At 32.1% G+C, this 12,920-nt stretch carries 8 protein-coding genes; 4 read left to right on the top strand and 4 right to left on the bottom strand.

The genetic code is table 11. The annotated features are described in order from the left end of the window. The first annotated feature begins 109 nt into the window (after positions 1-109). On the top strand, positions 110-6,037 hold the full coding sequence (locus BIY23_RS00975; protein WP_070064694.1) for an OTU domain-containing protein: 5,928 nt from the start codon (positions 110-112) through the stop codon (positions 6,035-6,037). Between the two features lie 147 nt (positions 6,038-6,184). After that, on the top strand, positions 6,185-6,340 hold the full coding sequence (locus tag BIY23_RS05170; RefSeq protein ID WP_186820123.1) for a hypothetical protein: 156 nt from the start codon (positions 6,185-6,187) through the stop codon (positions 6,338-6,340). On the opposite strand, the gene BIY23_RS05635 is transcribed toward BIY23_RS05170, so the two are convergent. Continuing rightward, on the bottom strand, positions 6,302-6,478 hold the full coding sequence (locus tag BIY23_RS05635) for a JAB domain-containing protein (protein ID WP_390903696.1): 177 nt from the start codon (positions 6,476-6,478) through the stop codon (positions 6,302-6,304). The genes BIY23_RS05170 and BIY23_RS05635 overlap by 39 nt on opposite strands. Before the next feature lie 623 nt (positions 6,479-7,101). Between BIY23_RS05635 and lpdA the strand changes: the two genes are divergently transcribed. Then, on the top strand, positions 7,102-8,469 hold the full coding sequence (lpdA, locus tag BIY23_RS00970; protein WP_070064693.1) for a dihydrolipoyl dehydrogenase: 1,368 nt from the start codon (positions 7,102-7,104) through the stop codon (positions 8,467-8,469). On the opposite strand, the gene BIY23_RS00965 is transcribed toward lpdA, so the two are convergent. Together BIY23_RS00965 and BIY23_RS00960 are read right to left on the bottom strand one after the other, a co-directional pair. Next, positions 8,443-9,060 carry an ankyrin repeat domain-containing protein gene (locus BIY23_RS00965; RefSeq protein WP_070064692.1) on the bottom strand — a complete coding sequence of 206 codons (618 nt, stop codon included), beginning with the start codon at positions 9,058-9,060 and terminating at the stop codon, positions 8,443-8,445. The two genes, lpdA and BIY23_RS00965, sit on opposite strands and share 27 nt — an antisense overlap. Before the next feature lie 106 nt (positions 9,061-9,166). Further along, positions 9,167-9,943 carry an ankyrin repeat domain-containing protein gene (locus BIY23_RS00960; protein ID WP_070064691.1) on the bottom strand — a complete coding sequence of 259 codons (777 nt, stop codon included), beginning with the start codon at positions 9,941-9,943 and terminating at the stop codon, positions 9,167-9,169. A 191-nt stretch (positions 9,944-10,134) separates the two neighbouring features. Here BIY23_RS00960 and metK point away from each other — a divergent pair, with 191 nt between their 5' ends. Further along, positions 10,135-11,265 (top strand): methionine adenosyltransferase, encoded by a 1,131-nt coding sequence (metK, locus tag BIY23_RS00955; protein WP_070064848.1) that lies wholly within the window; start codon positions 10,135-10,137, stop codon positions 11,263-11,265. On the opposite strand, the gene BIY23_RS00950 is transcribed toward metK, so the two are convergent. Beyond that, positions 11,262-12,920 (bottom strand): hypothetical protein, encoded by a 1,659-nt coding sequence (locus BIY23_RS00950; protein ID WP_070064690.1) that lies wholly within the window; start codon positions 12,918-12,920, stop codon positions 11,262-11,264. The two genes, metK and BIY23_RS00950, sit on opposite strands and share 4 nt — an antisense overlap.

Genomic DNA, 12,920 nt, shown 5'->3' with positions numbered 1-12,920 from the left:
GTGTTATACTACTACCCTTAGTACTATAGTAGATTCCTGTTTTAGAAATGGGGTATTAAAATTAAGTTAGTACGTTATATTGTGTATTTTTAGTAAGTTGGGGTAATTTATGATAGCAAGTAGTGATACAGGTAGTGACGAGGATAATCTTCAAGATTTTGAGAATGAGGATGATAGGAACGTAGTAGGTTCAAATCATGGTGAGGAAAATCAAGATGAGGGAGAACAGATAAGTGGTGATTCAGGTAGTGACGAGGATAATCCGCGAGATGATTGGGATGAGGATTGTTTGGGCGTAGGTGAGAAAGATCAGTGTGGGTTAAATAATCAAGCAAAAATCTTTTATGCGTTTGTGGAAGGACACAAGTACAAGATAGAAAGAGATAAAAAATATGCAGATGGTGATTGTTTCTTTCATGCATGGGCCTTGTCTCTGTCTTTATTAGATCTTGGGTTATCAGAATCTCAATCATCAGAAGAATCTGCACACAGTAGAAAGGTAAAAAAATTACGTGAAACTTGTGCCGAAGAGGCTAAAAATGATAAATCTGTTAAAGAAGATGTTATAAAGGAGGCTAGAAATGAAATGGGAGAATCTGGAGACTTTTTATGCGATGAAGAAAAAGAATCAGGTAGCGAAGAATATCAGAAATTAGATAATGATATATGGAGTGCATATTTACACAGAATCAAGTTCACAGCTGAAGAAATAAACGCTGAAGAAATAAAAGAAAGAACCATGCCCCAAGCTAAAGAAGAAGAAAGTGACAAAAGAAAATATGGGGATCACTTACAATATTTATATTCTATATGGGGAAGAGCACACATTGAAGGTGAAATACTCTGTAAAAAATTTAACCGAGGATTACATCTTACCGAGATACTAGGCACGGATGAAAGCAAAGTAATTTTACATGAATTATATCCAAAGAAAAACGGAAATAACGCACCAATTGATGTTCACAAAAAACATACAACCGGTACCATAGAATACTACAAAGCAGTTTTTAAAGATGATAAGATTATTCATGTGCTTAATGAAGACAGGTTTCACTTTATGAAAATACATACAGATACACAGAACAAAGTAAAAAGTAGTTCGGATAAGTATCATATACAATCCACAAGTGTATCACAAATACCTAGTATATCCTATGGTGCAGAACAATATTCAGGAAATTCTACTCATAGTAGAATAGTAGAACAAGAGCTCAGTATAAAGCAATCGAGCAAACAATTTAGTACAAGTGAACCAAGTACAAGTAAACAATCTACAATGCAAAATGAAAAAAGAAGCGCATTTTTACCAATTGAAAATATTGCAGCAGAGATAACTACAGAAAACCCAGAAATCGAAGTTAAAGTTGAATTAATTTCACCAAGTGAAATCCTTCCAGTAGATATAACTACAGCAACCACAGTTAAAGTTGAAGCACTTTCACCAACCAGTGATAGAATACACGATGTAGCATGGATGGAAAAATACCTTAAAACCTATTTGGAAGACTTATCAGATGATGTAAAGGGATATGTTGAGCATAGTAAAGTTATAAAAGAGAAAGTTGATAGTGATGCTTTTGCTAATGCGAAAGCATATCTTTTGGCAGCTACTGAGTATGATATGAATATGATAGCGGATTTACTATTAACCTGTAGATTGCAAGATGTAAAAGCCACGCACAAGGATTGTGTTGCACATGCATTCTTGAAACAAGAAATGGTTAATGGTGTCAGTAAAGTTTATAGCAATTTGGAATATATAATTAAAAATACTTATGCAGAAAATAGATTGATCGTATTTCTTGGTATGCATTTCATTGGTGTCGCTCATGCTTTATGCCTTGATATAGATTTACCTCAAAAGACAGCCACAATATATCATCATAACAATGACGAGTTAGACATTACGAAGCTAAGAGTGATTGAAAAATATTTAGAAGATAGAGATATTAAGAAGATAGAATATAAAGGGGGTATAGGTAAACAAATTTCTCACAATTGCATAAATATGACAATTGAAACCATTCAATTTTTGTTAGATGGTAGCTGTGAAAAAGATCAAGCGAGGATGATGGTGTATCATTTGGCGTTAGCAAATCAAGTAGACGCTCTTTGTGATAAGGTTATAGATATATTTAATGAACAAATATTAAAGGATCAATACACATCATGTTATAACTCGTCTAAAAAGATGATAAAGGAGTATGATGTAAAGGGAGGTATACTACATTTTTTTGCGGCTTATGCATTATTTATGGACTCTAGTAAGAAAAATGATGTTAAGGCTCAATATGAACTTTTAACTCTTTTAACAAAGGCATACTCTATCTCATATAGTTTTAGTAAAGAATATTTCAAGTGTTTAGGCATGTTAATGCTACATACTGAATACCATCTTGTAAATGGGCTAGATTGCATTAATAAGAAAGAAATCAGAGAAAAAGAAATATACCAGTGGTATAAATCATCTGATATTAATGATTTGCCAGCATTAATGTCTTTTGCAGAATTTTATTTACAAAAAAATCATTATAAACAAGCAGTTGACTGTATAGATCAGTGTACCACCATCTATCAAGGAAAGCATTCACACGGTGTGAACAATGATATATTCTTTTTACAGATGAAGCTTAATATAAATATGCGTGAATATCATTCTGCATATGACATATGTCTAAAATTAACTCCAAATGATTTGCAAGAAGCATATAGAAAGAGATTTAGTACCATTATAAGCAAGTTAATCAAAGGGCTCACAAGTTTCTCAGAACATGAAAAGGTAATGGAATTATTTAAAAAATTTGAACGTGATATAGCAAAAGATGATTATATTTATAAAAGTATAGCGCTGGTGCAGAGCAGCCTAAGTTTAAAGGAAAAGGAAGCATTGATAGATAACTACAATAGAAAAGCAAAACGTAAAGTAGTAATATTAACTATAGATGATTATGTTAACCACAATTTGGCTAACAATAATAATGATATTTACTGTATAAAAGACAATGGTCGAGGTATAGTAATATTAACTACGGAAGCGTGTATGATTGAAAATATAGGTATTCCACGGATAACACAGTTATATTATCGTCGCAATGACTTAAAAGCCAATATTGCTTCTTATATTAAGAATGAAAATTTAATTCTACGTTTATCAAGAAGATATTATGAACATGGTGATGGTGCAAATATCAATATTAAATCTTTTATAGAGAATGAGTTTATCAGAATGAGCAAGAGCTTAGAAAGCGCATTGTGTGAATTACAGTATTCTCAATACAATAGCAGTTATGACATGAATTATATAATGCTTCAAGATCATGTTTGTGGCAGAGAAGGTTCTATCATTCAGGATAAGATTTATATAATGTTTGAAAAGTTTCTACACCATAAAAATATGAAACACATTCGTGAACTAGAAGCTTCTTTACAAAATTGGAATACATATTCATATGAATATGTATTAATTAATTATTTTATAGCACTACACTATGCCTCTAACATACTACATTCTTTAGATAAGATTAAAGATGCACTACTCAAGCAGTACAAATTAACACCGCAGTATCAATCCATGTCAAAGCGGCACGAAAAACGTCAAGAAATTCAAGCAAAAATAAGTGAAAATGCAGACCCTATTGATGAAGATAATAATTCTACCAGTACGAATATAATTTACCTTAAAAATTTAATTGAAGAATCAACAGATGATTCTGTTGGTTCTCTTGAATCTTATTTTAAAAATATGCAAATTGTCATTAATAGTCATTTCCCTTACCTAAAACATCAGGCTTATTTATGTACAGGAAAAATACTTGAGTCAATATACTTAAAGATGCTGAAAGAAGTAGGTAGGCCAAATCAAATAATGTATCCTGCTGAGCAAATAAGCCATCCTGCTGCTAGCACATTCTTGAAAAATATGCTGACAGATTGTAGTATGTATTTTAATCAAGCAAAAGAAATGTATCCTAATATAGCATCAAGTTATGTATACCTTGCTATTTTGTATAATGGTGTTCAAACTGATATTAAAGAGCACTATAAAGATTTTTTAACTAACACTATCTACAGTATGGACTATCTCGACTGCAGTATAACAATGCAGTGTAAATCCATGGTTTTTCTTGAGCCCCATAGACAGGAATATAAAACATGTTTAGGTAAGATTAGTGAGAGTATGTATGCACAGGCTAATACAAAGCTATTGGACTCATTAAATTATTATAATGATAATGATAATAAATTCCATACTAATAACATAAAAAAAATGTTTAAGACTGAGTCGAAATTATTCAGTTTTTTTGAACAAAAAAACTGTAATAGTCTTGTTCAACAAGGTATACACGCAATCCTAGAAGAGAAGTTTGAGAAAGCTTTGGTATGTTTTAATGATACTATTTTTATTAATGACAATGTTTCACTACAGTCTCATGTACTCAGGACATATGTTATATACATAAGTCATTGTAGGAATACCACCATAGAGATTAAATCTCTTAAAGATCTACGTGAAAAAGTAGAAGATTATATCCAAAATATTAATGCCAACAGTGTTAGTAATGTGGAAGATAGGATGAAAGCTATATCTGACTTGTACTCTGCGTACAAGAAGATGTTAAAACTTTTTTATACAATAGAAGGTGATTTCTACCAAAATAAAATCAATGTACATAAGGAAAACAATATAGAATGCAGTATTATCAATGCATTCCTATATTTATATCCATACCAATCCTCTTTTTTTAAGTATAAAATAGATTATGATTATACAAAATTAGGATTACAAAGAGATATCTACAAGCATTTACATAACAAGCACTTAAAGATTCGTAATAATATACAAGACCTGTTGTCACCGTTTTATCTAGGGGATTATAATAGATATATAAAGGAATATACAATACACATAGCCGATACTTTAAGAGATTTGAAAGAATTTGATAAGTATGTAAAACATATTAATTTTTATATTCATTCTGTATATTGCATAGAAGGCTATAATAAAGCATTTGAAGCATATAGTCAGATATTAGAACAATACAATAAAATATCATTATCTCATACACCTACACCAGAGCAAAAACAAGAAGGCATCAAATTAAAGAAGCTGCTCTTATTGAATCTGTGTTTGCTTTCTATTAAAATAAATGCAGCAGCACAACCACAGATGCTGATCAATGATAATATTGCTAAAGCATATACCCAATTGCACAATTTGCGCAATGAAGAGAAAAGTCAAGCACAAGAAAGTACAGGGAAGCACTCACTATCGAGAACGAGAAACTCACTACCGAGAACGAGAATAGTAAACCACATTAGTGATTTCATATTGTCTCATGCTAACTTACCTGATCAAGCACCTGATATATCCATGTTAGCTAATGACAGTGATATAGGTGTTAATAATAATCAAAAATTACATATTAGTTATTATGATATTGAAATGTATCTATGCTATTTAATATTGATTAAATTTGATAAGGATAAGAATAAGGATAAGGATAATGCTAGCGTAGGCAAGAGGTTAACAGGATTTTTATCAAAGTTTAGAGAATATGGTTTGGATATTAAGCGCGTATGTTCTTCATCTAGGAATGTAAAATCAGAGCTAAGGTTTTTATGGGAGAATATTTCTAAAGGAGTAGTACAGAATATTAGAGGTCATTATGGTAATGAGAAGTGTTACAAAGACATTTTATCGCATATTCGAGATAATATAGATTTAGATTCTAATGATTATGAAAAAATATCTCATGCTCTAATACTTATAAATACCCCTCCAACACCACCACCAAATACACCACTTAGAAAGCAGCATGAGATCGGTACGCCTGGAGGATTGAAGGCTAGTCCTAGTCCTGTTGAGGCTCAATCTCCTTTCAAGAATGCTAATGCTAAAAGACAATTATTTGGTGATAATCAACCATCTTATTCTAATACCGAACAATTTGAAGAAGCACCACACACAACTATTGAAGAAGTCTCTCCTAGTAAATCTCCTGTGCAGCAACCTGTGAAAAAGTATCCTCGTAGATAAAATCCAGAAAACTCAAGTGCAGATGAAATAGAAATAAGATGAGATGAATATATATCTGACCCTTTAACAGAAGAGCTAAAGCTTTTCTATTGGATCATATTATAACTTTAACAGAAGAGCTAAAGCTTTTAAAGTTGTCATCTAGAAATGAAACAATATGAACATTATGCTAATACAGATGCATCTAATTTTGTTAATAAGTTCCTGCAAATTCTTACTAATGCTAAGCCTACTCAGGATAATTATAATAAACTTGGCTATCTCTTAGGGATAGCCATGAGTAAAAAAGATGGAATGTATTAGGAAATAACAAATTACGATCTCTCTTATATAAAATGGTGTTTGATCTATAGTGCCTATTTCTTGGATATATTCATCTATTAAATGATATTTTTTATTTAAATAGATTACTCTAAAATTTTCTTTGCTTGATTGTCCTATTGCTATTTTAAATATTCTATCAAGTCCTTTTTATTATCTATAATCCTTGATTTTTCTCATTTATTCCTCAACGTTCTTTCTAAAGTCTTCTTAATACAAAGTATACTTGCTATTGCTGAATTATTTACTTCTTTAATATCTTTAATCTCATAGAAATTAGAGCTTATTACTTTTCCTATATTACCCAAAAAGATCTATAAGCCTCTCTGCAACAGCTCTACTCTGAATCTCACGATATGTTGACCAGCTCTAGCAATTCATAATCCAGCAGTGATCTACCTTTATTTGATATCATGCGAGTCTCCAATTTTTTCCTTCTTTTTTTTTTGTATTATTATTCATATAAAGTCTCCCAAATAAACCATCTACACCAATTGAAAAAATTCATTTATTTACTTCAATATTTTGTAGTGGTCTATCTGTCCATGGATTCTGATAGAAGTCAAATCAATTTTGGTATGTTTTTAAGAGTATCATACTCAACTTGTCTTTTTGCACAATAACTCCCTTGCAATAACCTTTTTAAACTCTAAGTTATTTTTTCTAATATTGTCGTAGGAGTTTAAATCTTTGATAGTAAGCTTCTCTTATGGTATAATTCTATAGAAGTAGAAAATCAACCAATGAGTTATGATGTTACAGTAATAGGTAGTGGACCAGGTGGTTACATAGCAGCAATTAGAGCAGCACAGCTTGGATTTAAAACTGCAATTATTGAAAAAGAAGACAACCTAGGAGGTGTATGTTTAAACTGGGGATGCATACCAACAAAATCACTATTAAGAGTCTCCGAGATTTATAGATTAATCAAACGTTCAGAGGAATTTGGCATCAAAGTTCAAGGAGTAAGTTTTGATATTAAATCAATAATAGAATATTCAAGAAATGTTGTTAATAAATTATCAAGCGGTGTAGAATATTTAATGCAGAAAAATAATATAACAGTCCATAGAGGTTGTGCTAAGCTTGCTGGTAATCATAATATAAAGGTAGCTGACAATGATGAAATATTATCCGAGCATATTATTATAGCAACTGGAGTCAGGGCTCGTAATTTACCAGGAATTAAAGTAGATGGGCATTTAGTATGGAACGCACAGCATGCAATGATACCAGATAAATTACCAAAATCACTTTTAATTATAGGTTCTGGAGCAATTGGAATAGAATTTGCAAGTTTTTATAATGCATTAAATGTTGATGTAACAATAGTAGAAATAAAAGATACTATTCTACCATTAGAGGATAAAGAAATATCTATTTTAGCCCAGGAAATATTTACTAAACAGGGAATAACAATACACACGAATAACAGTATAAAAAATTTAATTCAAAAAAAAGATTCTGTAGAAGTTCAATTTAGTAATGATAAAATTATAGAATTTGATAGAGTAATCGTTGCAGTGGGTGTGCATCCTAATACTGATAACATAGGATTAGAGCATACAAAAATTAAGTTAAGTTCTTTAGGCTTCATAGAAACAAATAAATGGTATGAAACTCACGAGGCAAACACATATGCCATTGGCGATGTAGCTGGTCCTCCATGTTTAGCACATAAAGCAAGCCATGAAGCAGTAATCTGTATAGAAAAAATAGCTAACAAGGCACCACATCATCTACAAAGGGAATGTATACCAAATTGTATATATTCTTATCCACAAATAGCAAGCATCGGATTAACCGAAGAGCAAGCAAAAACAGCAGGCCATGATATAAAAATAGGAAGATCTTATGCTAACTTTAACGGTAAATCTATAGCATTAGGTGAAACTGAAGGGTTAGTAAAAACCATTATAGATAGAAAGAGTGGAGAAATCCTAGGAGCTCATATGATAGGGGCAGAAGTAACAGAATTAATAAACAGCTTCGCTCTTGTAAAACAATTAGAAGGCACAGACCTTGATATTAAATCTACAATTTTTCCTCATCCAACCGTTTCTGAAATGATCCACGAATCAACTTTAGCTGCAATTATTAAAATGACTTAAAGGCATACTGTAGTATTCGGGTGTATGGCCGGATAAATCTTTTAATGATGGATCTGCGCCTCCTTTTAACAAAAGGTTTTCTATTTCTTTATTAACGGCAAGGTGTAAAGGTGTTTGTTGTTCAACATTACATATATTGACCTTGGCTCCTTGCTCTATTAGACGTTCCACTATTCTGACATGATTGTTTGCAACAGCAAGGTGTAAAGGTGCATGGTTATTTTGATCTTGTGCATCAATCGATGCATTATTATTTATTAAAATACGTACACCATCTTCTAATCCAATAGTAGAAACAGTGTGTAGTACAGTATTTCCATTAGCATTTTTCATATCAACACTTGCACCTGCCTTTATTAAATAATGCATCACATTTGTAAAATTCCCCATAGAAGCAGATTCAAGTAACGTGCGTTCACAGTAGCCAACCGTAAACTCATGGTCTAGATTCAAGTTGTCCTTCTTCCATTCTTCCGAGTGAAATACTGGCAATTTTTCATATATTTTGCCAGATATATTCTCTTCTCTTAAATCCGGATCATTATTTACCTCACTCAATATCCTAGCCATATGTGCGCTGCCAATAAGCATAAATTACTCCCCTAAAATTAAATTTTAAATTTAATTCATAACAGTAAAGATTTGTTTAATTAAAGCTACATTATTTCCTAGAGATATGAAATAGATCAGCAAAAAATTAATTACTTAAAAATTTCTCCTGCTCAATTCTTTCAATTTTGCCTGCTTCTAATGCCGTCGACGGTGTAAAGACATCTCGGTTCCATTCTTCTTTTACATGTTCTTTTACATAATCTATTGCAGCACAATGCTTGTTATCCTTTATTAAATGATCTGCACCATTTCTTACTAAAAGGCTAGCTACTTCTTTATAACCATTATTAGCAGCAAGATGCAAAGGTGCTTCACCATTATCATTCTTTGCATTAATATTAAGCTTATTTTTGTACTCAGGCTGCATTAATAATTCAAGTATCTTTAAATTATTATTTTCTTTAAATCCCATATTATTTGCAGCAATAACATGTAGAATTGTATTTCCATTACTGTCCTCGGCCTTAATATTTGCATTACACTTTAATAGCTCAGATATACACGAGTACCGTCCAATAGTAGCAATTGTAAGCAAAATACTACCTTCATCACTGCTACCAGTTTTATTAACGTCTACCCCAGCATCCACAAAATGCCTTATTAAACTTGAATGCCCTTTCATAGCAGCTGACTCAAGTAATGTTCTCTTCCCGGCATGATAACCAACCGTGAATACATGATTTGGGTTTAATTTACCATTGCCATCTTTATTCCATTCTTTCTGTTGAGCTATTGGTAATAAGCTATATACTTCTCCAAGAATATTATTTGTTGAACATTTCTCTCCCAACTTATTCTCTTCCAACTTAACACCCAACTTAACAAATACCTCATCATTTAGAACTTTATCCCCGATTATCATACATTACTCCTTAATAATATTTAATTATAATATAATACTAATTTTTTGTCAAAACAATAGGCTTTTTTACTTATTGCAAAAACCATGAAAGTAAGTACATAAAATTTCTTTGAGCCACGTTTTATATATAAACTTGTGACTGTAAATTTCTAAGGTTATTATTAAGGGTACCAGGAATGAGCTTAAACAGCATGAATAAATATAAAACCACTGAATCAGTAGCTAAAGGTCATCCAGATAAAGTAGCTGATCAAATTTCAGATGCAATACTTGATGCGTATATCACAAAGGACCCACTATCACGAGCTGCCATAGAAACTTTAGTTACCAAAGATAATGTAATTATAGCAGGAGAAGTACTGGGACCAAATATGAAAGATAGCGAAATCAAATCGATCGTACGCCATACAATAAAAAATATTGGCTATAAAAATGATGGCTTTCATTGGGAGACAGTCAAAATAAAGATATTGCTCCATGAACAATCAACCGACATTTCTATAGGTGTAGCTCATGGTGCTGGAGATCAAGGCATAATGTATGGCTATGCAACTAAAGAGACAGAAAATCTCATGCCTGCACCTATTTTCTATGCACATTTAACCCTGCAAAATCTTATGGATGCAGTTGAACAATATGGCCTAGGTCCTGATGCAAAATTACAGATTACTTTAAGATATGAAAACAATGTCCCAGTATATACAGAAAATATTGTTGTTTCGATACAACATCATGAAAATTTCAGTAATGTTAAAGAAATTATCTATCCACATATTCAGTCATCATTACCTGTGGGATGGATGTGTTCAGAAGAAAATTTGTTTGTTAATCCTACTGGTAGATTTGTCATTGGTGGTCCAGTAGGTGATTGTGGTCTTACAGGACGAAAAATCATGGTGGATACATATGGTGGATATGTACAGCATGGAGGTGGAGCGTTTTCTGGAAAAGATGCATCAAAAGTAGATAGATCTGCAGCTTATATGGCAAGATATTTAGCAAAAAATATCGTTTGTGCAGGCCTGGCAGAACATTGTCTTGTACAATTTTCTTATGCTATTGGAATACCAAAACCCACATCATTTTATATCGATACATTTGGCACAAGCATAGTGGATCAAGAGAGGATTACTACATTCATTAATGATAATATAGACTTATCAAGTAGTGGAATTATAGAACACCTCTCTCTGCAGCGTCCAATATATAAATGTACATCATGTTTTGGCCATTTCGGTAGACAAGCAAAAGAAGATGGCAGCTTTTCTTGGGAAAAAACGGATTTATCACATGAACTTTATAAAGAACTGATGGAAAATTAACCCATATTATACACTGCTTCAATATCTGAATTATGCGAAGTTACCACAACTTGTTTTAACGTCAAACTACATTGCTTACCTATCTGTCTATGCACTTGTGCAAGAGCTGACTCTGCTAATGATTGACCCACATCACCCTTAAGCATTTTCTCTCCAATAAACTCGTTAATTTTTTTAGCATTATCAATATATGTAGAATCTTCAACATATATTCTACTACAACAACCCATTTTATCCCAATAATGGAAGCCTAAATATACCAATCCTGACAGATTCACAATTAATAAAAGCACAGTGCCATGACTAATATTTATATTGCTAGATAATATATTCTTATAAAACATACCTAAGTTATTACCAGTAATATATAACCCTAAATTAAGCACTGTATTTGTCATAATAAAACTGATTAACAATACAGTAAACATCGGCCTATTATTTACTAATAAATTTAGTTTATTAGTTTTATGAATAAACCATGCATCAGCATTAGCTCCACCTCCTTCGTCTTTTTTATGGATATTAAAGTGAAGCTCCACAATAGTATTATTTGTATATTTTAAAAACATAGATCTTATAGCTTTTGTAGTGTCTATTTTATGATACTGAAATACCTCTTTAATGGCATTATCGTAATCATTATTTATAATTTTATGCTCCTCAATATATCTTATCCTATACAACGCTGACAAAAGAAACATACATATTACTGGAATAAGAATAGCCGATATAACCCATATAATTTTATAATCTGCAATAATTCCAGGATTCACAACATTTTTAAGAAGAAATGCTTTAAATAACTCTGGATTATCAAAATACACTAAAGCAGCGGATCCATACAATGAATATATGAAAGAAAAAGGAACTACAAATTTCTTTTCCTTCAGAGGATATAGAATTTTTTTCCATTTCCTATTTGTTTTTGGATTTGTTTTTGGAGTCAAGTTACCATCTTCTAAGCAACCACCTACTACACTTGATTGTAGAGGCTTGTCACCATCTCCATTTGATAGTATAGGTGTAGGTTTGCCACCACTTCCTTCTCTATTTAATTGTAAAGACTTGACATCACATTTGCCTAATAAGATGGAAGTAGTGTCAGATCCACTTTCTTGATGATTTCGAAGGCTAGGTCCACTAACATGTGATGATACAGAAGGAGTCAATATAGGTGCAGTTAAATTTTCTTGCTCATCACTTGAAGATCCGATACCGGATTGCTGTCCGTTATCATTTGGACATAAACTTTCTATCAAGACACTATTACCGCTTTGTGATGTATTATCAGATCCACTGTTTATACCACTTGTACTATTAGTATACAACGACTTTTTTTCTGTTTGCACACCGTGTTCCAGTTGATCTTTATCCTTACAAATAGTAGCATATTCATCTCCTTCACAACCAATAGTAGCATATCCATTGCCTTCATAATTTTGTGAGTCGCGTTTATTAAAACATGAAATTTTAGATGAAGATCCACTACAAGCTGCAGATTCTTGATAAGATACAGCGCATCCATGTGGAGCCTGATAATCCCCGTTATGTATCGCTCTAGAAGGTTTAGGCGGTGGCGTGTTTGGCAGTACTACAGGATCACTTGATCGGCTTGTACGTAGAGGTGGAATTGGTTTCTTAGCGTTATCTGGCAT

It is taken from the genome of Wolbachia pipientis, assembly GCF_001752665.1.
Taxonomy (GTDB): Bacteria; Pseudomonadota; Alphaproteobacteria; order Rickettsiales; family Anaplasmataceae; genus Wolbachia; species Wolbachia pipientis_A.
This window is presented reverse-complemented; position numbering and strand designations above follow the sequence as displayed.

Bases quoted from the DNA above. Each gene is read 5' to 3' on its own strand.
- BIY23_RS00975 (WP_070064694.1), top strand. From the start codon at position 110: ATGATAGCAAGTAGTGATACAGGTAGTGACGAGGATAATCTTCAAGAT.
- BIY23_RS05170 (WP_186820123.1), top strand. From the start codon at position 6,185: ATGAAACAATATGAACATTATGCTAATACAGATGCATCTAATTTTGTT.
- lpdA (WP_070064693.1), top strand. From the start codon at position 7,102: ATGAGTTATGATGTTACAGTAATAGGTAGTGGACCAGGTGGTTACATA.
- BIY23_RS00965 (WP_070064692.1), bottom strand. From the start codon at position 9,060: ATGCTTATTGGCAGCGCACATATGGCTAGGATATTGAGTGAGGTAAAT.
- BIY23_RS00960 (WP_070064691.1), bottom strand. From the start codon at position 9,943: ATGATAATCGGGGATAAAGTTCTAAATGATGAGGTATTTGTTAAGTTG.
- metK (WP_070064848.1), top strand. From the start codon at position 10,135: ATGAATAAATATAAAACCACTGAATCAGTAGCTAAAGGTCATCCAGAT.
- BIY23_RS00950 (WP_070064690.1), bottom strand. From the start codon at position 12,920: ATGCCAGATAACGCTAAGAAACCAATTCCACCTCTACGTACAAGCCGA.